This window comes from Nonomuraea sp. NPDC001699 (assembly GCF_053596455.1).
Genome location: NZ_JBSFGF010000002.1, coordinates 505820 through 525930 on the forward strand (window position 1 = coordinate 505820; position 20111 = coordinate 525930).

The window sequence follows — 20111 nt, forward strand, 5'->3', positions numbered from 1 at the left end:
TCCACGAGGGGGCGAGGAGGGCGGGGTGGAGCAGTCCGCGGAAGGGCCGCGCCCCGGACGGCGCCGCGCGACGGGCCGCCATGCGGCGTTACGGGAATCGGGACGCGCCGACAGCCTGACCGGCGAACAACCGACTGACCCTCGACCGACCCGCGAGCGGGCGACCAGCGAGCGGGTGGAGGTGCAGGCGGGGCGTGGGCGGCATGGACGGCGGCGGCGCGGGCGTACGAGGAAACGCGGCCTGACGGCGGGCGCGATCGCGCTGGCCGGCGGGGTCGCGCTGCTCCTCGGCCTGAACGGCGCGCTCGGCGGTACGGTGACCGCCCTGGGAGTCCAGGCCGGCGCGGAAGGCGACACGGCCCGGCAGGACCCGGCGGCCGACAGCCGTGTCCCGGCGAACGCGGGCCGGGCGCCGGCGAACGGCAAGGGCGCCGCGGACGCCCGCGAGCAGCAGAAGGGCGAGGCCCGGCCGAGCACATCGCCCACGGACTCCGGAGGCTCCGGCGCCCCCGCCCAGACCGGCACGGCCGATCCCGCCGGGAAGCCCGGCACGGAGTCCGCCGCGAAGCCGGACGCCGTCCCGGGAAAGGCCGACACCGTCCAGGGGACGACCGACACCGGCGACGCCGAGGTGAGCGTCCCCGAAGCCGACGACCCGGCCGGTCGCAAGGACGACTCCGCCGGCCGCAAGCGCGGCGACTCGGCCGGCTTCAAGGCGGACGGGCCGTCGCGGCACACCGACCGGGAGGCCGTCGAGTACTTCCGCGCCCGTTGGGGCCCCGGCGACAAGGCGATGAAACACCTCAAGGACATCCGCACCATAGGCGGATATCTACGCATCTACACGAACCTGCCGGACTCAGCCGACAACTCGCGCACGGCCATCACGCTGTGCAAACGCGGCCTGGAATTCCTGCGGGCGAACGGCGTGAAGCGTCCGATCGTCTTCGTGCAGGCGGAGTTCGGCGAGAACGGGAACCCCGTCCTCGCCAACATCCTGGGCCCGTCCGACCGCAGCTGCCGTGTCACCTACCCCCGGCCGAACTGACCCGTGGCCGGACTAGCGCACCCGGACCCGCGTCTTCGCGCACACTTCACACCGCTGGGTCATGACACGTCCGATCGTCTCAATCGTCATCCAGCGGTGGCGAAGATGGACCCGGCCCACGAAGAGGCCCCTACCCTCCGTGGGCGATCGGTACGCTCTGTCGGTGATCGATCACCCCTTGGGTTCGAGCCGCAATGAGAGCGAGTTGATGCAGTAACGATCGTCGGTCGGCGTCGCGTAGCCCTCGCCGTGGAAGACGTGACCGAGGTGGGAGTCGCAGCTCGCGCAGCGCACCTCCGTGCGCGTCATGCCGTGACTGCGGTCCTCGATCAGCCTCACCGCCTCCGACTCCGACGGCTCGAAGAAGCTCGGCCAGCCGCAGTGCGACTCGAACTTCGTGTCGGACCGGAACAGCTCCGCGCCGCAGGCGCGGCACGAGTACACGCCCTCGGTCTTGGTGTCGACGTACTCCCCCGTGAACGGGCGCTCGGTCCCGGCCTCCCTGAGCACGTGGAACTCCTCAGGAGAAAGCCTGGCCCGCCATTCGGCCTCGCTCTTGACCACCTTGTCCATGTGTCCAGACTACGAGATCCGGCAAAAAGAGATCTCCGCAGGGTGAAGCATCCTTTCTCGGCCGAATTCGCGTCTTTGTCGGTAAGGGGGTGTCATCGCCTCCTGCCAAGGGGTGAGATCGTCCGCGGCTCGCCGTAGCGGCACAGCCCACGCCCGTGCTGGCGCCGCCGGCGACCGGAGATGGCCGGCCGGGTGGCGCGCCAGCGCCCGGAACGGCGAAGGATGATCTTAGGTCCGTCCCGTCGAGCCCCGGTCCCGCCACCGACGCGGCTCCGGGACGGGCCCACCTCTTTTGTCGGGGCGGGGGAGTAGGTTCGGTGGCATGGCATCGCCGTTCATAGAGCTCGAGGTGGGGGAGCGGACCGTCAAGGTCACCAATCCCGACAAGGTCTACTTCCCGGAGATCGGGGCGACAAAGCGGGAGCTGGTCGAATATTACGTAAGCGTCGGCGAGGGTGCCCTGCGCGCGCTCCGAGACCGGCCGACCAACATCAAGCGCCATCCCGACGGCGTCCAGACCGAGGCCATCTACCAGAAGCGCATGCCGCCCAGGCACCCCGAGTGGCTGCAGTCGGTCACGGTCACCTTCCCCAGCGGCCGCACCGCCGACTCGCTCCGGGTGACCGAGATCGCCGCGATCGCCTACTGCGCCAATCTGGGCACGATCGACTTCCACCCCTGGCAGGTGCGGGCCGCCGACGTCGAGCACCCCGACGAGCTGCGCATCGACCTCGACCCGCAGCCTGGCCTGGAGTTCGACGCGGCGCGCCGGGCCGCCGAGTGCACCCGCGAGGTGCTCGACGAGCTGGGCATGACGGGCTTCGTCAAGACCTCGGGCAACCGCGGCGTGCACATCGCGGTGCGCATCGAGCCCCGCTGGGACTTCGTCCAGGTGCGGCATGCCGGCATCGCCCTGGCCAGGGCGGTCGAGGCGCGCGACCCGAGCCTGGTGACCACCGCCTGGTGGAAGGAGGAGCGCGGCGACCGCGTGTTCGTCGACTTCAACCAGAACGCCAGAGATCGCACGGTCGCCAGCGCCTACTCCGTCCGGGCCCGCCCGCACGCCCCCGTCTCGACCCCGCTGACCTGGGACGAGCTGGCCGACGCCGATCCGCGCGACTTCGACATCCGCACCGTCCCGGCCCGCTTCGCCAAGCTGGGCGACGTGCACGCGGCCATCGACGACCAGGCGTACTCGATCGAGCCCCTGCTGGAGATGTACGCCGCCGACGATCGCGGCGACCTGCCCTACCCGCCCAACTACCCGAAGATGCCGGGCGAGCCCAAGCGCGTCCAGCCCAGCAAGGCCAGACCCGACACCGGGGAGTGACCCGCGGCCGGCCCCTGTCGCCGAGGCAGGGTCCTGTCGCCAAGGGGGTGACGGCGAAAAGCCAGCCCCGTCGCGGAGGCCGGCCTTTTCGCGGGAGCCGGTCAGCAGGTGTCGGCTCCGTCGAAGGTACGCACGCCGCGCGGCACGCGCGAGTAGATGGTCTCGCCGGGGTCGACGGTCTGGCACGCGCCGTCGGTCCCGTGCGCCCAGATGATCTTCAGCCTGAGCCGGCCCTCGCAGTCGTTGCGGGCGTAGCCGGTCTTGGTGATGGTGCCGGTGCTCTGCCAGACGGTCACGCACGACGGCGCGTTACCGGCCGGCGCGGCGGCCCAGGCCGGCAACGTGCTGAAGGTGCAGCACGCGACGGCGAGGGTGGTGAGGGCTGCTCGGGTGGCTGGGCGCATATGCGATGTCCTTCCGTTCCAGCCTCGGCCAGGCGGCTGCCTGGGCAGGGGGCGAGGTGGAGACATAAGCGAACATCTCAGACTGGTAACGGTGGTGGCGATCGTGTCAGGGCACAGGATGAGAGCCGCAGGTCTGGGCGTGTCGCGTGTAACGCCGCGACGGCGTTCCCGAAAATATGGTCGAGTCCCCACAAAGACCTGCGCGCCTTCCGCCTGACGAAACGCCGCGAACGGCATGACGGCAGATGTCATGCGCCTCCGGCCGAACTTGTCAGGCGTTTCCCGCATCGAAACGGTCATGAACTCAAGCGCCACGCACAAGAACAGCCCGACGGCCCGCCGGCTCCTCGTCTGGGCGTCGACCGTCGCCCTGTCGGCCTCACTGGCGCCGATCCTCGCCACGGGCGCCGCCTCCGCCGCGACCGGCCGGGCGACGGACCCCTTCCGGGGCGTCGACTGGGCGCCCGTCGTGGAGCGGGCCCTCCACTGCCCCAAGCCGGGGCCGAAGGACAAGTGGTACGTCGTCCGCGCCCGCGTCGCCGCCGTCGGCGACCTCACGCGTGACGGACGGCCCGAGGCCGTCGTGGTCTCGTCCTGCCCGAGCCCCACGGCGGGCAACCCGATGATCGCCTTCGTCTACGACGGCGCCTCCAAGCGCTCGGCCCCGCGGCTGATCGGCGAGCTGGGCAAGAACCGCTACTTCAAGACCCAGAGCGTCACCATCCAGCAGGGCCAGGTGCGCCTGAGCGGCAAGGTGCTCAGCGACCGGGCTCCCCGATGCTGCCCCGACCTGCTCGTCCGCCAGACCTACAAGTGGACCGGCAAGGCGTTCCAGCGGACGTCCGAGAAGCTGACCCGCATCTCCTGACGTGCGGCCCGCGCCGGGCGTGAGAGCCGCACGGCCGGACCCGGCGCCTGGGACGGGACCCGACGGCCCGGCCGTGCGGCGGCACAAGAGGTGCGGCCGAGAAACGAAGGTAACGCGCACATCTCCCGCTGAGGGAGGAATCGGATATCTGATTTCCGCTCGCGGTAGAGGATTCTCCCCTCAGGTAGAAGAAATCTCATCCTGGGTGGAATCGCCGAAGCACCCGTCCAGGACGAGCCGGGACGGGTGCGGAACGCTGGTTCAGCGGCGCACGAGATGATGTGGCGCCAGCTCGCGGGTCTCGCCGCGTTCCAGGTAGACCACGCGGTCGGCCAGGCCCACCTGCTCGATGTGGTGCCGAAAGTCGTCCAGCGGCGAGCTGAAGACGCCGTAGTCGTCGAAGTGCACCGGCACCACCGTGTGCGGGTTGATCAGGTCGACCCAGGTCGCGCCCTGCTCGCCGTCCATGGTGACGAGCAGCGTGCCGAGCAGGCGGGTGCCGCCCAGGTGCACGAGGGCCAGGTCGACGTCGGGGAAGCGGCGCGGGATCGCCTCCAGGCGGCGGTCGAGCAGCGTGTCGCCGCTGATGTGCAGGCGCAGCTCCACCAGGCCCTCGGGGCCACGGAACTCCAGCATCGTCCCGATCACCGGCGGCAGCAGCGCCTCCGCCGGGCCGGGCGCGTGCCTGGCGGGCAGGGCGGTGACGGTCACGCTGCCCTGCGGGCCGTTCAGCTCGTGCTGCTCCCACACCTCCAGGCCCGTGCTGCGGCCGAAGCCGCGGCGGCGCAACGTGCGCGCCGCCTGCCGGGTGGTGATGATCTGGGTGTCCTTGTCCAGCCCCTTCTCGGTCACCCGGTCCCAGTGGTCCCCGTGCAGGTGCGACAGCACCACCGCGTCGACGGGCGGCAGGTCCGACACGTCGATGGCCGGGTCCTTCAGCCGCCGCGAGCTCAGGCCGTAGCCCAGGTAGGCCCGCTGGCCGCGGTGCAGGAAGTTGGGATCCGTCAGCATCGTGAAGCCGTTGTAGCGGATCAGCGTGGTCGCGTTGCCGATGAACTGCAGGCTGCCCTTCATCGTGCTCACCCCGGATACGGCGGGTGCTGGCCCGGGGGCACGCCGCCGCCCTTGCCGCCGCCCTTGTGTCCCTTGTCGCTGCCGTGCGGCCGCCCGGCCCGCTTGCCGCCGCTCTTGGACTCCGGCACGGCGTCGGTGGATTTGGAGTTCGCGCCGGACTTACCCGACCGGCGAAGTTCGGGCTGTTGCGGATTACTCATGGCTTTTGTCCCCCTTTGCGGCTTATCACCTACCTCGCACCTCCGCCGCCAAACCCTCCGCCCGCCGACGGCTACCGGGTCAGGCCCGCGTCGTGGGCGATCAGGCCCGCCTGGGTGCGGTTGAGGCAGCCCAGCTTGTCCAGCAGGCGGGACACGTAGCCCTTGACGGTGGGTTCGGCCAGGTGCAGCCGGGCGCCGATCTGCGCGTTCGACAGCCCTTCGCCGAGGCACGCCAGCACCTCGCGCTCGCGTCCGGTCAGCGACTCCACCAGCTCGCGGGCGCGGGCGCGCGCCGGGTCCGCCGCCGTCGAGGCCGCCACCAGCCTCCGGGCGGCGACCGGTGACAGCACGGTGTGCCCCTCGGCGGCCACCCGGACGAGCCCGATCAGGTCCTCCGGCGGCGTCGACTTGACCAGGAAGCCGCAGGCGCCCGCGCGCAGGGCGCGCAGCACGTACTCGTCGGCGTCGAACGTCGTCAGCACCACGACGACCGGCGGACGGGGCAGCTCGCCCAGGCGTTCGATGGCGGTGAGCCCGTCCAGGCCGGGCATGCGCAGGTCCATGAGCACGACGTCCGGACGGCTGCGCACGACCGCCTCGATGCCGGCGGCGCCGTCGTGGGCCTCGTCCACGACCTCGATGTCGGGCGCCGAGCCGAGGATGGTGCGCAGGAAGCGGCAGACCATCGGCTCGTCGTCCACGACCACGACCCTGATCATGTGGCCACGTACGCGGGGAGGACGGCCTCGACGCTGAACCCGCCGTCGTCGGCGGGCCCGGCGCGCAGTGTGCCGTGCACGACCTCGACCCGCCGCCGCAGGTTGGCGATGCCGAGGCCGGAGCCGGTCCCGGCCAGCGGGCCGCCGGGCAGGCCGGTCGGCGGGGTGTTGCGCACGGTGAGCCGCACCTGGGCCTGGCCGTACTCGATGCGCACCTCCACCCGCGCGCCCGGCGCGTGCTTGCGCACGTTCGTCAGTGCCTCGCGCACGATCCGGTACGCCGTGCGCCCCACCACCGGCGAGGCCAGCGCCCGGTCGCCCTCCTCGACCAGCTCGGCCGGGGTGCCCACGGAGGCGGACTCGGCGACCAGCGCGGCGAAGTCGGCCGCCGACGGCGGCGCGTCCGGCTCCGGCGCGGTGCGCAGGAGGCCGATCACGTCCCGCAGCTCGTCGAGCGCCTGGCAGCCCGCGGCCCGCAGCTCCTCGGCGGCCTGCCGGGTCTGCTCGTCGCCCGCGGTCACCCGCAGCGCGCCGGCCTGCAACACCATGAGGCTCACTCGGTGGGTGACGACGTCGTGCATCTCGGCGGCCAGCCGGGCGCGCTCCTCGGCGCGGGCCTGCTCGGCCAGCAGGTGCCGCTCGCGTTCGGCCCGTTCGGCGCGCTCGGTCAGCATCCTGATCACCCGCCGCCGTCCGTCGAGGTAGAGCGCGAGCAGCGGCCCGACGGCCGTGCGCAGCACCCCGTTGACGAGGACGCCCACCGACGGCTCCCACACCCGCGCGATCACCAGTGTGTACACGGCCAGCGCGGCGAGGGCGACCCGCCGGTCCCGGCGGTAGACCGGCCCGTACGCCGCCGCGATGGTCGCGAACGGCGCCCACACGTTCCCCGGTCCGGCCGGGACCAGGGCCCCGCCCGGCGAGATCAGCAACGTCAGCACCAGCGTGAACGTCCCCAGGACGGCCAGGACCGTGAGCGGCGCCCGGCGGCGGGCCACCAGCGACAGGCAGACGGCCGCCTGGACCGCCAGCAGCCCCCAGGCGAGCGGGCCCGGACGCTCGGGCCACCACGTGAGGCCGAGCAGCGTCGAGCCGGTGTCGAGCAGCGCGAAGCCGACCGCGATGACCACGTCCAGCACGAGGGAACGGCGACACGCCCCTGCACTCATGCCGCAAACGCTATGACATCCCTGTATGCCGTAGATATCGGGCAAGTTGGAATCCATACGAAAGTCGCACGCGCTCCCTCCGAACGTCGCCCCCACGACCGACGGCCCGCCCTGCCGGACGGCCGTCCCGCCGCCGTGCAATGGACCCATGACGAACCTTCCCCCGCTGGGCCGCTACGAGATCGACGTCGAGAACTCCGCGATCCGCTTCACCACCAGGCACCTGTACGGCCTCGGCCGCGCCCGCGGCACGTTCGACGTCAAGGGCGGCACCGTGGACGTGGCCGAGCCGCTCGCCGATTCCCGCGTGCGCGTGGAGATCGACGCCGCCGGCTTCCACACCGGCAACCACCGGCGCGACGAGACCGTCCGCTCGGCCCGCTTCCTCGACGTCGCCCGCAACCCGGTCATCACCTTCACCGGCGGCCACACCGACGGCGAGACGCTGACCGGCACGCTCACCGTCGCCGGCGTCGAACAGCCGCTCACCCTCACCGTCGAACGCTGCGACGTGACCCCGAACGGCTTCACCGTCGTCGTCGCCGCCCGCGTGGACCGCACCGCCTTCGGGGTGACCGCCATGCCCGGGCTCGCCGCGCGTCACCTGACGATGTCGGCCGAGGTCAGATGCGTGCGGGCGGGCGTCAAGGATCGCGGGGAAGACCGAGCGCGCGCTCGGCGATGATGTTGAGCTGCACCTCGGTGGTGCCGCCGCCGATGGTGAAGGCCCGGGTGGCCAGGATCATGCGGTTCCAGTGACGGTCGGACGGAACCAGCGACCAGCAGAACTCCGAGATCGCCTGCGCGTGCCGCATACCGAGCAGCTTGCGCACGCTGGAGGCGGGCCCGGGGTCGGCGCCGGCCAGCCTGGACAGCGTCACGCGCAGCCCGAGCGCCGAGATCGCCTGCCCCTCGGCCCACAGGCCCCCCGCCTGCTCGCGGCGCGACTGCCGCAGCGGCGGCAGGCCGCCGATCAGCCGGATCATGTCGGTGTGCTGAGAGCCGGGTCCCCAGGAGTCGCCGAGCGCGACCCGTTCGTACGAGAGCGTGTCGCGGGCCACCCGCCAGCCGCCGTCCACCTCGCCGACCACCAGGTCGTCCGGGACGAAGACGTCGTCGAGGAAGACCTCGTTGAAGATCTCGTCCCCGTTGATCTCCTTGAGCGGCCTGACGGTGACGCCGGGGGCGGACATGTCCACCAGGAAGTACGTGATCCCCTCGTGCTTGGGCCTGTCGGGTGAGGTGCGGGCCAGGCAGATGCCCCAGTGGGCGTACTGGGCGAGGGACGTCCAGATCTTCCGGCCGTTCAGCGACCAGCCGCCCTCCACGCGGGTGGCCCTGGTCGACAGGCCGGCCAGGTCGGACCCGGCGCCCGGCTCGCTGAACAGCTGGCACCACACGAGCTCGCCGGTGAACGTCCTCGGCAGGAAACGTTCCTGCTGCTCGCGGGTGCCGTACGTGACGATGGACGGGACCGCCCAGGCGGCGATCCCCAGGTTGGGGCGTTTGAGGTCGCGGAACTCCTGGTGGATGATCACCTGTTCCAGCGGCGTGGCCGCGCGCCCCCACGGCCTGGGCAGATACGGCATGATCCAGCCCTCGCGGGCGAACCGTCCCAGCCGGGCGAGCGGCTCCTCGCGCCGCAGCGACCCGGCCTCCGCCCTGATCGTCTCCCTGAGGGGGACGGACTCCTCGGGCAGGTCGGGCTCCATCGCCCGGCGGACGCCCGCGAGGGCCAGCTCGGCGACCTGCTCGGCCCACGGTCCCGGGTCCCCGGCGAGCATGCGGCCGGACAGGGCGCGGCGATAGTGGCGGTGGGCGTCGTGCTCGAAGGTGTAGCCGATGCCGCCGAGCACCTGGATGGCGTCGGCCGCGCAGCGCACCGCCGCGTCGGGCCCCAGCACGGCCGCCACCCCGACGGCCAGCCTCGCCTCGCCGCCGAGCACACGCGTTCCGTCCTCGCGCGGTTCGGCCTCGTGCGGGCCGTCCGGGTGGGAGGCGTATGGGCGGGGGCCGTCCGAGGGCGGGGCGTCCGGGTGGGGGCTGTCCGAACGGGGGTGGTCGAGGGCGCGGGCGGCGTCCCAGACGGCGGCGCGGGCCTGCTCAAGGGCCACCAGGGCGGCGGCCACCCGGTGCTTGACGCCCTGGAACTGGCCGATCGGGCGGCCGAACTGCTCGCGTACCTTGGCGTGGGCGGCGGCCGTGCCGACCGCCCAGGCGGCGGTGCCGCACGCGTCGGCGCCGAGCAGCACCGCGGCCAGCTCCCGCACCGGCACCGGGCCGAGCACCCGCTCCGGCGGGATGGCGCGGACCAGGCGGTCCGGCGGCACCCCGCGGGCCGTGACCGTGCAGAGGTCCCGGTCCAGATCGACGCCCTCGGCGGGTTCGGCGGTCACGTCCGCACGGTCCAGCAGCGCCCACCCGTCGCCGTGCGGCACGAGGAACAGGTCGGCCCCGGCCGCCCCGAGGGCGACCGGCCCGAGGACGACGGCCGCCGTCAGCGACCCGTCGGCCAGCCCGCGCAGCAGGCCGGGCGCGGGGGCCCGGGACCGGGCGAGCGCCGCCGAGGCCAGCACGACCGGCAGGTACGGCCCCGCCACCCGCAACTCGCCCAGCACCTCCACGGCCACGCACAGCTCCACCAGCCCGTACCCCTGCCCGCCGTGCTCCTCCGGCAGGTGCAGCCCCAGCAGCCCCTGCCCGGCCAGCGCCCGGTGCTCGACGGTACGCCCCGCCAGCCCCCGTACGGAGGCCGCCAGCGCCCGGTGTTCCTCGGTCAGCCCGATCCCCATGGACGCACACTAGAACGATATTCGGTCGATCTCCAGCGCCCCGGAAAACCGTTGGCGCGCGACCGGCGGGGATGGTTACCCTCGCAACTGTCCCGTTCGGCGCGATTTCTGGAGGTGGGTTGATGCCCGGCACGGCGCCCAGCGCGCCTCTCCGTGCCACGGGTGTGCCCCGCCTTCCCTGAGAGCCGGAGGACCGGCTTCCGAAAGGGTCAAGGCCTCGGAAGGACCGGACCACCTGTCGCACCAGCGTGCCTGTGAGGCCCGCTCGGCGCTCCCTTGCTGCCTTTTCTCGTACCAAGATCCGGCAAGGAGAACCCAGGTTGTCTGCCAACGGCAAACCTCGTTCCATCATCAGCACCGACACCTTCGCGTGCGTCCGCTGCGGCCTGACCGTCGCCGCGCACGGCCCCGACGGCGCCCGCCGCAACCACTGCCCGAGCTGCCTGCACTCGCTGCACGTGCTCGACCGGGTGGAGGGCGGCCCGTCGGAGTGCCGGTCGCGGATGAACCCGATCTCCATCGCGGTGCTCCGCACCGGCGACTGGATGATCATCCATCGCTGCTCGCGCTGCGGCGAGCTGACGTCCAGCCCGATCTGCGGGGACGACAACCAGCTCATCCTCATGCGCATGGCCGTACGCCCGCTCGCACAGCCGCCGTTCCCGCTCGAAGCGTTCGGCGACCTGTGACATGCCCAGGAAGAACCCTGGCCGGGCCAGGCCGCAACAGCCCAAGGCCGTACAGCGGGGCGAGCGCGGCGACGCGTTCCGCTGCGTCGGCTGCCGGCTGGACGTACCGATGGACGCGCCGGGAACGGCGCACCGCAACCACTGCCCGCACTGCCTGACCAGCCTGCACGTCGACCACCGGATCCCGGGGGACCGGCGGGCGGGCTGCCGGGGCCCGATGGCGGCGCTGAGCGTCACCGTCAGGCCGGACGGGGAGTGGCTGATCATCCACCACTGCCAGGCGTGCGGCGGGCTCAGCGCCAACCGCATCGCCGGCGACGACAACGCGCTGGCCCTGCTGCGCATCGCCGTCCGGCCGCTGTCCGACAGCCGCCTGCCGGTCAACGCGCTGCTGGCGCTGTGAAGACGCGTTCTGCGTGAGACGCGCCTCTGAGACGCGTTCTGTGAGGCGCGCCTTGTGAGGCGCGTTCGTGAGACGGCGGGTCGTCCTTCGGGGCGGCCCGCCCCTCGCGTCGGCCTAGTCGTCCCCGAACTCCAGGCGCAGGGCCAGCGTGAAGTCGGTCACCGCCTCCTCGTGGCGTTCCATCTCCTGGAAGATCTCGCCGCGCACCCGGTAGGCCCAGATGTACTCGGGGTCCAGCTCGACGGCCCGGTCCAGGTCGCGCAGCGCGGCCTCGTTGTCGCCCATCTCGCTCAGCACCGCGCCCCGGCTGCCGAACGCCCGGTCGTTGTCGGGGTCCAGCTCGACCGCGCGGTTCAGGTCGGCCAGCGCCTCCTGGTACCGGTCGATCATGCGCAGCGCCTCGCCGCGCCGGCTGAGCGCCCGTACGTGGTCGGGGTCGGCCGCCAGAGCCCTGGTGTAGTCGTCGATGGCCTCGCTGTAGAGGTGCATGCGCTGGTACAGGTCGCCGCGCGCCACCCACGAGTACGCCAGCTCCTCGTTCAACGCGATGATCTTGGCGTGCTCGTCCAGGGCCTCGGCCAGCCGGTCCATGTCCACCAGGGCGTCGGCCTTGGCCTCCAGGATCCACAGGGACTCGGGGGCGAGGGTGAGGGCGTGGTCGAAGTCCTCCATCGCCTCCTCCGGCCGGCCGAGCGCCGCGTACGCCTGGCCGCGCGAGCCCAGCGCGTACGCGCTGTCGGGTTCCAGTCTCAACGACTCGTCGAAGTCCGCCAGGGCGGCCTCGTACCGCTCGATGACCCGATGGCTCTCACCGCGCAGCCGCCAGGCGCGGGCGTTGTCCGGGACCAGCGCTATCGACTCGGTCAGATCGGCGATAGCGGCCTCGTGCCGCGACAGCGCGATGTACGATTCGGCTCGGCTGCGCAACACTGACGCGCGCGACTGGGCGGCTGCCTCGGTCAGCTCGGTCAGCTCGGACTGGTCGTTGATCCCCTCGCTCATGGAGGGAATCTATCTAACTAAATCTGGATGATGGCCGCCTTTTCGCGGGTGTACTCCAGGACCGAGTCGTGGCCGTACCCGCTGTCCTTCACGCCGCCGAACGGCAGGCCCGGAGGCATCTGGCGGTAGGTGTTCACCCACACGGTCCCGCTCTGCAGATCCCGGACGAACCGGTGCGCCCGCCCGAGGTCCCGCGTCCACACCCCGGCCGCCAGCCCGTACGGCGAGTCGTTGGCGATCTCCAGCGCCTGCTCGTCGCCGTCGAACGGGATGGCCACCGCCACCGGCCCGAAGATCTCCTCCTGGCAGATGCGCAGGCCGTTGTCCTCGGTCGTGTAGAGCGTGGGCGCCACCCAGTAGCCGCCCGGCAGGCCGGGCACCACCTCGGCCCCCGACCGTCCGCCGAAGACCAGCTCGGCCCCCTCCTTCTCGGCCGTCTCCAGGTACGACCGCACCCGCTCGAACTGCCCGGCCGACACGATCGGGCCCATGGACGTGGCCAGGTCGAGGGGGTCGTCCAGGACCAGCCCGGCGCAGATGTGCCTGATCCGCCCGAGCAGGTCGTCCCAGACCGACCGGTGGACGAGGATGCGCGAGCCGGCCACGCACACCTGCCCGGCGTTGCCGGTGTAGATCGAGTTCACCGTGACGCCCTGCGCGGCGGCGTCCAGGTCGGCGTCCGGGAAGACGATGTTGGGCGACTTGCCGCCCAGTTCGAACGTCAGCGGCTTCAGCGCGTCCGCCGAGGCCCGGGTGATGGCCTGGCCGGTGGCCGTGGAGCCGGTGAGGCTGACCTTGGCGACGTCCCGATGCCGGACGAGCGCGTCGCCGACCTCCTCGCCGAGCCCGCTGACGATGTTCAGCACGCCGGGCGGGAACACCTCGGCCAGCAGCTCGCCCAGCCGCAGCACCGACGCGCTCGCCTGCTCGGCGGGCTTGACGATCACCGTGTTCCCGGCGGCCAGGGCGTAGGCGGCCTTGGCGGAGAAGGTGGAAATGGGGGAGTTCCAGGGGATGATGCAGACCGCCACCCCGTACGGCTCGCGCCGCGTCAGCCCCAGCGTGTCGGGGCCGAGCAGGACGGTGTCGCCCTTGACCGCGTCCAGGCACTGCCCGGCGGCGAGCTGCCACAGGTACGCCATGCCCGGCAGGTCCTTCTTGAGCGTGTCGCGCAGGATACGGCCGTTGTCGCGGGTCTCCAGCCGGGCCAGTTCCTCGGCGTGCCGGCCGAACAGCTCCGACACCTTGCGCAGGAAGTGCGCCCGGCCCAGCGCGGGCATGGCCGACCAGGCGGGGAAGGCCGCCCGCGCCGCCGCCACGGCGGCCTCGGCCTCCCGTGCGCCACTGGCCGGGATGCTCGCCCACGCCTCGCCGGTGGCGGGGTTGACGGTGTCCATCGTCCGGTCCGCGGGGACCAGCTCGCCGCCGATGAGATTGCGATACTCAGGCACGCGCCCAAGCATATGCTTGCTTGACAGCGATGGGCCAGTCCTGGATGGATCGGGGCATAATGGTCTTCCGTGAAGATTGAGCTGACCTGGCCGGAAACCGCCGACGAACCCGTGCTCGCCGCCGTCCACCGCGTGCTGCACGCCGTCGTCGAGCTGGGTGGCGCCGTCGGCTACCTGGCGCCGCCCACCCGGGACGAGACCGACCCCTGGGTGCGGGCCGCGCTCGCGTCGGCGGCGAACGGCGAGGGCCGCCTCGCCCTCGCCACGGTCGACGGCACGGTCCAGGCCATGGGGGTCTGGCGCCGCGGCCAGGAGGCCGTCTTCCGGCACTCCGGCGAGATCGGCAAGGTCATGGCTCACCCGGAGGCGCGCGGGCTCGGTCTTGGCCGGCTGGTCGTGTCCGGCCTCGCGGACGACGCCCGCGCCGCCGGCATCGAGACGCTCACACTGCGCGTGCGCGGCAACAACCACGGCGCGATCGCCCTGTACGGGAGCCTCGGGTTCCGTGAGTGGGGGCGGCTGCCGAACGTCGTCGAGGTGGGGGAGTGGCGCTTCGACGAGGTGAGCATGTATCTGGAACTCGGCCGCCGGTCCGGCGTCATCCTCCACGGCTCCTCCCCGGGCGGCCCCGGCTCCTCCCCCAACCCCGCAACCCCCTGATCCACGACCCCCTGGCCCGTCCCTGGCGGTCCGGCTCCTGTTCGCCCGGGAGTCGCGGTTAGGATCGGGGGCATGCTGCTGGCCCCCGGAGTGCACGCCGTCGTCACCGACCGCCACGGAGGGGTCAGCGCCCCGCCGTACGGCTCGCGCAACCTCGGCGGCATGGTCGGCGACGACCCGGCGGCCGTACGGGCCAACCGCGAGACCCTGGCGGCCGAGCTGGGCGTGCGCGCCGTCGTGTACATGCGCCAGGTCCACGGCGCCGAGGTCGCGTACGTGAGCGAGCCCTTCGGCGACGACCCGCCGCCGCTCGACGGCGTGTTCACCACCGAGCCGCGCCTGGCGCTGGCCTCACTGGGCGCCGACTGCCCCGCCGTGCTGGTGGCCGACCCCGAGGCGCGCATGGTGGGCGCCGCGCACTCCGGCCGTCCGGGCACCGAGGCGGGCGTGGCCACCGCCCTCGTCGAGGCCATGGCCGCCAAGGGCGCCCGCCCCGGCAGGATGGTCGCGCTGATCGGCCCGGGCGCGTGCGGCCGCTGCTACGAGGTGCCCGCGGAGCTGCGCGACCGGGTCGCCTCGAAGGTGCCGGCGACCTGGTCGACGACGTCGTGGGAGACCCCGGCGCTCGACCTGCGGGCCGGGATCGAGTCCCAGCTCAGGGCGGCGGGCGTGCCCGACGTGCGGCACGACGCCCGCTGCACCATCGAGTCCGCCGAGCTCTACTCCCACCGCCGCGAACAGCCCGGCGGCCGATTCGCCGGCCTCATCTGGCTGACCTGACCCCGGGGCCTCGCCGGACGGCGGCGGCGCCCGGGCCGGGGGCCTACTTCTCGCGGGAGCTGTTGAAGACCACGTTGACGATGATGATCCCCACCCAGATCGGGATCATCATCAACGCCCGCCCGCCCCCCGCGAACGCGAGCGCGATCGTGGACAGCGTGCCCAGGGAGAGCGAGACGATCGCCAGCGCCAGCCGCTGCCCGTCCGACCCCCTGGCGGGCGCCTTGGCGCGCGGAGCCGCGCCGGCCAGACGCTGGTCGACGCGCCGATCGACCTCCTGGCCCACCTTGTCGAGGAACGACTCCACCAGCGCGTCCTCGAAGTCGGGGCCGAGGTCGCGCCGCGCGGACACGGCCGCCTTGAGCTCATCACCGGTGGTCATACGGGAGAGACTAGACCGCTTTGCCCCCTAACGGGCGAGGATGTCATCGAGATCGTAACTGACCGGCCGTTCCAACTGTTCGTACGTGCACGACTGCGGGGTACGGTCGGGCCGCCAGCGCCGGAAGTGCGCCGTGTGCCGGAACCGGTCGCCCTCCATCTGGTCGTAGGCCACCTCGATCACCAGCTCGGGCCTGAGCGGGATGAACGACAGGTCCTTTTTGGCGTTCCACCGCGACACCGCGCCCGGCACCCGCTGCCCGCCGGTGGCGGGCCCCGCCGCCGGCTGCCCGGCGTTGGCGGCGGACTGCTCGGCCCAGTGGCCCCACGGGTGCTCACTCAGCTCCGCCAGGTACGGCCTGAGCTCCTCCACCAGCTCGGCCCGGCGCGCCATGGGGAACGACGCCGCCACGCCCACGTGGTGGAGCCGGCCGTCGTCGCCGTAGAGGCCGAGCAGGAGTGAGCCGACGATGGGCCCGCTCTTGTGCTCGCGGTAGCCGCAGATCACCACGTCGGCCGTGCGCTCGTGCTTGACCTTGAACATCGTGCGCTTGTCGGGCACGTAGGGCTGGTCGCCCGGCTTGACGATGATGCCGTCGAGCCCCGCCCCCTCGAACGTCTCGAACCATTCGCGCGCCTGCTCGTCGGCGGTGGTGACCGGCGTCAGCCGGACGGACCCGCCCTTGTGCGGGAACAGCTCCTCAAGCCGCCGCCGACGCTCGGAGAACGGCTCCTCCATCAGCGACTCGTCGCCCACCGCCAGCAGGTCGAAGGCGACGAACTGGGCCGGCGTCTGCTCCGAGAGCAGCTTCACCCGCGAGGCGGCCGGATGGATGCGCTGCTGGAGGGCGTCGAAGTCGAGCTGCGCCCCCCGGGGCAGCACGATCTCGCCGTCGACGACCACCTTGTCGGGCAGCTCGGCCTTGACCGCCTCGACCAGCTCGGGGAAGTAGCGGGTGAACGGGCGCTCGTTGCGGCTGCCGAGGTAGACCTCGTCGCCGTCGCGGAACACGATGCAGCGGAAGCCGTCCCACTTGGGCTCGTAGAACAGCGTGCCGTCCTGTTTGGGCATGGCCTTGACCGGCTTGGCCAGCATCGGCGGCACGGGCGGCCGGACCGGCAGGTTGGGCACCGGCTCTTCGACGGGCTGCTCGGTCATGGGCTCTGCTCCCTCGTGTATCTGCAGAAGAGGACCCCCTCCTCTTCCAGGACCTGGCGGAGGTCAAGCGGGACCTGCGCGGCCACGCCGTTCAGTATGCGGGCCGCGCCGCCCGCGACCAGCATGGGACTCACCGACAGGCACAACTCGTCGATGAGGTCGTCGGCCGAGAGCTGCGCGTTGATGCGCGGGCCGCCCTCGCACAGGACGCGGGTCAGGCCGCGCTCGTGCAGCTCGCGCACGGCCAGCCGCATGTCGACGCCGTCGTCGCCGGCGATGATCAGGTCGGACCGCTGGGCGGCCAGTTTGCGCCGCTCGGCGGGCGCGGCCTCGCAGGTGATCAAGATCGTCGGGCTGGTCGCGTCGGTGAACAGCTCGCCGTCGAGGTCGAGGTCGAGGCTGCGGGTGATCACCGCGATCGGCGGCACCTCCGGACGCCCGGCCCGCATCGACGACCAGGAGGCGCGCGGCTTGACCGGGCCGTAGCCCTCGGTGCGGACGGTCGCCGCCCCCGCGACGATCACGTCGGACATCCCGCGCAGGACGCCGAAGATGCGCTTGTCGCCCCTGCTCGACAGCCCGCCCGAGCGCCCCTTCAGCCAGGCCGCGCCGTCGGCGCTGGACACCATGTTGAGCCGCAGCCAGGGCCGCCCCTCGGGGTAGGCGTACGCCTGCTCGATGTCCGGGTTGTCTTGAATGTCGGGATAGATGCGCCGCACTCCTCTACCTTGGCACACCCCACTGACAATCCGTCCCGGGGGTTTGCCGCCGACAGCACTTTTGGGTAATCGAAGGACGAAAGGCCCCTTGCCTGCATACGGTGACGGAAGGGACTTGCCGGGAGGGAACGTGGGCCTGGTCACCGCCGCCGCATGGGCGATCGCCGCACTGATCGGGGTGTACCTGCTCTACCGCTGGCTCTCGGCCGGCGGCCTGCGCGGGCAGGAGGCCAAGGTCACCCGCTTCCCCGTGACGCTGCTGCTGTCCCATCCGGCGCTCGCGGTGTCGTCGCTGGCCTGCTGGGTCGCGTACGTGCTGACCGGCAGCGTGCCGCTGGCCTGGATCGCCTTCTGCGGGCTCACCGTGGCGGCGCTGCTCGGCTTCGCGATGTTCACCCGCTGGCTCGGCGGCGGACGTCACCAGCGCCGGGCCGCCGGCTTCCCGGTGCTCGCGGTGGTCCTGCACGGCGTGGCCGGGGTGACCACGTTCGCCCTGCTCCTCGTCACGGCCGGCATCGCCCGCCTCTTCTAGCGGCCCGGCCGGCTACGGCGTCCGGGGCTCCCTGGGCAGCCGCAACACCTGGAACGACCGGCCGGTGACCGCCACCAGGTCGCCCGCCCGCCACCGCTCGTCGCCGGACGCCTCCTCCACCACGTCGTGGCCGGTGTCGAGCACCGGCAGCCACTCGGCCCCGAACTCCGGCCCCGGCAGCGTGAACGACAGGTTCTCGTGGTGGGCGTTGATGAGCAGGAGGAAGGAGTCGTCGACGATCCGCTCGCCACGGGGGCCCGGCTCGGTGATGGCCTCGCCGTTGAGGTAGACCATCAGCGACTTGGCGTAGCCGGTGTGCCAGTCGCCGGCCGTCATCTCCTTGCCGCCCGGGGTCAGCCAGACCAGGTCGCGTTTGCCGTTGTCGGGATGGCGGCCGTGGAAGAAGCGGCGGCGCTGGAAGACCGGGTGCTCGCGGCGCAGCTTCGACAGCGTGCGGACGAACGCCAGCAGGTCGGACTCGGCGTGCAGCATCGACCAGTCGATCCAGGCCAGCTCGTTGTCCTGGCAGTAGGCGTTGTTGTTGCCCCGCTGCGTGCGGCCGATCTCGTCGCCGTGGGAGAGCATGGGCACGCCCTGCGACAGGAACAGCGTGGTCAGGAAGTTGCGGCGCTGGCGGCGGCGCAGCGCGACGATGTCCGGGTCCTCCACCGGCCCCTCGGCGCCGCAGTTCCAGGAGCGGTTGTCGTTGGTGCCGTCGCGGTTCTCCTCGGCGTTGGCCTCGTTGTGCTTGTGGTCGTACGAGACCAGGTCGGCCAGGGTGAAGCCGTCGTGGCAGGTGACGAAGTTGATCGAGGCCACCGGGCGGCGGCCGGAGGACTCGTAGAGGTCGGCCGAGCCGGTCAGGCGGGAGGCGAACTCGGGCAGGGCGGAGTTCGTGCCCCTCCAGAAATCGCGCACGATGTCGCGGTATTTGCCGTTCCACTCCGTCCAGAGCGGCGGGAAGTTGCCGACCTGGTAGCCGCCCGGCCCCACGTCCCAGGGCTCGGCGATCAGCTTCACCTGCGAGATCACCGGGTCCTGCTGGATGAGGTCGAAGAACGCGCTCAGCCGGTCGACGTCGTGCAGCTCCCTGGCCAGGGCCGAGGCCAGGTCGAAGCGGAAGCCGTCGACGTGCATCTCCAGCACCCAGTAGCGCAGCGAGTCCATGATGAGCTGCAGCGCGTGCGGCGAGCGCACGTTGAGCGAGTTGCCGCAGCCGGTGTAGTCGAGGTAGTAGCGCCGGTCGCCGTCGTGCAGGCGGTAGTAGTTGACGTTGTCGATGCCCCGGAAGCCCAGCGTGGGGCCCATGTGGTCGCCCTCGGCCGTGTGGTTGTAGACCACGTCGAGGATGACCTCGATGCCCGCCTCGTGCAGCGCCCGCACCATGGCCTTGAACTCCAGCACCTGCTGGCCCCGCGTGCCCGAGCCGGAGTAGCGGCCGTGGGGCGCCAGGTAGGCCATCGTGTTGTAGCCCCAGTAGTTGGTCAGCCCCCGGGCCACCAGGAAGTGCTCGGGCACGTAGTGGTGCACCGGCATGAGCTCGACCGCCGTCACGCCGATGGACAGCAGGTGCTCGATGATCGCCGGATGCCCCACCCCCGCGTACGTGCCGCGCAGCTCCTGCGGCACGCCCGGGTGGCGCATGGTCAGCCCCCGCACGTGCGCCTCGTAGATCACCGTCTCGTGGTACGGGATGCGCGGCGGCCGGTCGTTTCCCCACTCGAAGAACGGGTTGACCACCACGTTCTTCGGCATGTACGGGGCGCTGTCCTCCCTGTTGCGCACCGACGGATCGGTGAAGTAGTAGGGGAACAGCGCCTCGTTCCAGGTCAGGTCGCCGTCGATGGCCTTGGCGTAGGGGTCGAGCAGCAGCTTGGACGGGTCGCAACGACGCCCCTGCGACGGCTCGTACGGCCCGTGGACGCGGTAACCGTACCGCTGGCCCGGCTGGATCCCCGGCAGGTAGCCGTGCCAGACGAAGCCGTCGACCTCCGGGAGCGGGACCCGCTCCTCGCTGTCGTCATCGTGAAAAAGGCACAGCTCGACCCGCTCGGCGACCTCGGAGAACACGGCAAAGCTGGTGCCGACGCCGTCCCAGGTGCCGCCGAGTGGATAGGGCTCGCCCGGCCAGACCTCGCGCATGTGACCCGATTGTCGC

22 protein-coding genes are annotated in these 20111 nt (G+C 72.0%); 9 read left to right on the forward strand and 13 right to left on the reverse strand.

Going from position 1 to position 20111, the window contains the following annotated elements; genetic code table 11:
• The first annotated feature begins 25 nt into the window (after positions 1–25).
• The gene (locus ACWCSU_RS07820) at positions 26–1048 is read left to right on the forward strand and encodes a hypothetical protein (RefSeq protein WP_449934329.1); all 1023 of its coding nucleotides are present in this window, start codon (positions 26–28) and stop codon (positions 1046–1048) included.
• Positions 1049–1219: 171 nt separating this feature from the next.
• Here ACWCSU_RS07820 and msrB read toward each other — a convergent pair whose 3' ends face one another.
• On the reverse strand, positions 1220–1621 hold the full coding sequence (gene msrB / locus ACWCSU_RS07825; RefSeq protein ID WP_364089976.1) for a peptide-methionine (R)-S-oxide reductase MsrB: 402 nt from the start codon (positions 1619–1621) through the stop codon (positions 1220–1222).
• A gap of 322 nt (positions 1622–1943) precedes the next feature.
• Here msrB and ligD point away from each other — a divergent pair, with 322 nt between their 5' ends.
• Positions 1944–2951: a non-homologous end-joining DNA ligase gene (gene ligD / locus ACWCSU_RS07830; RefSeq protein WP_449934332.1), complete on the forward strand. Its 1008-nt coding sequence runs from the start codon at positions 1944–1946 to the stop codon at positions 2949–2951.
• Between the two features lie 101 nt (positions 2952–3052).
• Here the strand turns inward: ligD and ACWCSU_RS07835 are convergent, their stop codons facing one another.
• Positions 3053–3355 (reverse strand): hypothetical protein, encoded by a 303-nt coding sequence (locus ACWCSU_RS07835; RefSeq protein WP_357698095.1) that lies wholly within the window; start codon positions 3353–3355, stop codon positions 3053–3055.
• 298 nt (positions 3356–3653) lie between these two features.
• On the opposite strand from ACWCSU_RS07835, the gene ACWCSU_RS07840 reads away from it, so the two are divergent.
• Complete coding sequence (locus ACWCSU_RS07840) at positions 3654–4223, forward strand: hypothetical protein (protein ID WP_357698097.1); 570 nt, start codon at positions 3654–3656, stop codon at positions 4221–4223.
• Positions 4224–4484: 261 nt separating this feature from the next.
• On the opposite strand, the gene ACWCSU_RS07845 is transcribed toward ACWCSU_RS07840, so the two are convergent.
• The 4 genes from ACWCSU_RS07845 to ACWCSU_RS07860 form a co-directional block, all read right to left on the reverse strand.
• Entirely contained in the window at positions 4485–5297 is an 813-nt protein-coding gene (locus tag ACWCSU_RS07845; protein WP_449934766.1) for an MBL fold metallo-hydrolase, read from the reverse strand.
• A gap of 5 nt (positions 5298–5302) precedes the next feature.
• Positions 5303–5497: a hypothetical protein gene (locus tag ACWCSU_RS07850; RefSeq protein WP_352325673.1), complete on the reverse strand. Its 195-nt coding sequence runs from the start codon at positions 5495–5497 to the stop codon at positions 5303–5305.
• A gap of 71 nt (positions 5498–5568) precedes the next feature.
• The gene (locus ACWCSU_RS07855) at positions 5569–6216 is read right to left on the reverse strand and encodes a response regulator transcription factor (protein ID WP_357698099.1); all 648 of its coding nucleotides are present in this window, start codon (positions 6214–6216) and stop codon (positions 5569–5571) included.
• Entirely contained in the window at positions 6213–7385 is a 1173-nt protein-coding gene (locus ACWCSU_RS07860) for a sensor histidine kinase (protein WP_449934335.1), read from the reverse strand. Before ACWCSU_RS07860 ends, ACWCSU_RS07855 begins: the two co-directional genes overlap by 4 nt.
• Positions 7386–7533: 148 nt before the next feature.
• Here ACWCSU_RS07860 and ACWCSU_RS07865 point away from each other — a divergent pair, with 148 nt between their 5' ends.
• Positions 7534–8070 carry a YceI family protein gene (locus tag ACWCSU_RS07865; RefSeq protein WP_357698103.1) on the forward strand — a complete coding sequence of 179 codons (537 nt, stop codon included), beginning with the start codon at positions 7534–7536 and terminating at the stop codon, positions 8068–8070.
• Here ACWCSU_RS07865 and ACWCSU_RS07870 read toward each other — a convergent pair.
• Complete coding sequence (locus tag ACWCSU_RS07870; RefSeq protein WP_449934337.1) at positions 8030–10177, reverse strand: acyl-CoA dehydrogenase; 2148 nt, start codon at positions 10175–10177, stop codon at positions 8030–8032. The two genes, ACWCSU_RS07865 and ACWCSU_RS07870, sit on opposite strands and share 41 nt — an antisense overlap.
• Positions 10178–10497: 320 nt before the next feature.
• On the opposite strand from ACWCSU_RS07870, the gene ACWCSU_RS07875 reads away from it, so the two are divergent.
• Both ACWCSU_RS07875 and ACWCSU_RS07880 read left to right on the forward strand, forming a co-directional pair.
• The gene (locus ACWCSU_RS07875) at positions 10498–10866 is read left to right on the forward strand and encodes an RNHCP domain-containing protein (protein WP_449934339.1); all 369 of its coding nucleotides are present in this window, start codon (positions 10498–10500) and stop codon (positions 10864–10866) included.
• A gap of 1 nt (position 10867) precedes the next feature.
• Positions 10868–11269 (forward strand): RNHCP domain-containing protein, encoded by a 402-nt coding sequence (locus tag ACWCSU_RS07880; RefSeq protein WP_357698109.1) that lies wholly within the window; start codon positions 10868–10870, stop codon positions 11267–11269.
• Between the two features lie 114 nt (positions 11270–11383).
• On the opposite strand, the gene ACWCSU_RS07885 is transcribed toward ACWCSU_RS07880, so the two are convergent.
• Both ACWCSU_RS07885 and ACWCSU_RS07890 read right to left on the reverse strand, forming a co-directional pair.
• Positions 11384–12271 (reverse strand): tetratricopeptide repeat protein, encoded by an 888-nt coding sequence (locus ACWCSU_RS07885; protein ID WP_357698117.1) that lies wholly within the window; start codon positions 12269–12271, stop codon positions 11384–11386.
• 17 nt (positions 12272–12288) lie between these two features.
• Positions 12289–13734 carry an aldehyde dehydrogenase family protein gene (locus ACWCSU_RS07890; protein WP_449934342.1) on the reverse strand — a complete coding sequence of 482 codons (1446 nt, stop codon included), beginning with the start codon at positions 13732–13734 and terminating at the stop codon, positions 12289–12291.
• A gap of 57 nt (positions 13735–13791) precedes the next feature.
• Here ACWCSU_RS07890 and ACWCSU_RS07895 point away from each other — a divergent pair, with 57 nt between their 5' ends.
• Complete coding sequence (locus ACWCSU_RS07895) at positions 13792–14382, forward strand: N-acetyltransferase family protein (protein WP_449934344.1); 591 nt, start codon at positions 13792–13794, stop codon at positions 14380–14382.
• Between the two features lie 72 nt (positions 14383–14454).
• Positions 14455–15162, forward strand: coding sequence for a peptidoglycan editing factor PgeF (pgeF, locus tag ACWCSU_RS07900; protein ID WP_357698123.1), 708 nt, complete (start codon positions 14455–14457; stop codon positions 15160–15162).
• A 43-nt stretch (positions 15163–15205) separates the two neighbouring features.
• On the opposite strand, the gene ACWCSU_RS07905 is transcribed toward pgeF, so the two are convergent.
• The 3 genes from ACWCSU_RS07905 to ACWCSU_RS07915 are packed head-to-tail and all read right to left on the reverse strand — an operon-like array spanning position 15206 to position 17421.
• The gene (locus ACWCSU_RS07905; protein ID WP_357698125.1) at positions 15206–15544 is read right to left on the reverse strand and encodes a hypothetical protein; all 339 of its coding nucleotides are present in this window, start codon (positions 15542–15544) and stop codon (positions 15206–15208) included.
• Positions 15545–15571: 27 nt separating this feature from the next.
• Positions 15572–16702 (reverse strand): ATP-dependent DNA ligase, encoded by a 1131-nt coding sequence (locus tag ACWCSU_RS07910; protein WP_364089947.1) that lies wholly within the window; start codon positions 16700–16702, stop codon positions 15572–15574.
• Positions 16699–17421 carry a pyrimidine reductase family protein gene (locus ACWCSU_RS07915; protein WP_449934347.1) on the reverse strand — a complete coding sequence of 241 codons (723 nt, stop codon included), beginning with the start codon at positions 17419–17421 and terminating at the stop codon, positions 16699–16701. Before ACWCSU_RS07915 ends, ACWCSU_RS07910 begins: the two co-directional genes overlap by 4 nt.
• Before the next feature lie 130 nt (positions 17422–17551).
• Between ACWCSU_RS07915 and ACWCSU_RS07920 the strand changes: the two genes are divergently transcribed.
• Complete coding sequence (locus ACWCSU_RS07920) at positions 17552–17953, forward strand: hypothetical protein (RefSeq protein ID WP_449934349.1); 402 nt, start codon at positions 17552–17554, stop codon at positions 17951–17953.
• Between the two features lie 12 nt (positions 17954–17965).
• On the opposite strand, the gene glgX is transcribed toward ACWCSU_RS07920, so the two are convergent.
• Positions 17966–20095: a glycogen debranching protein GlgX gene (gene glgX / locus ACWCSU_RS07925; protein WP_357698133.1), complete on the reverse strand. Its 2130-nt coding sequence runs from the start codon at positions 20093–20095 to the stop codon at positions 17966–17968.
• Between the last annotated feature and the right edge of the window lie 16 nt (positions 20096–20111).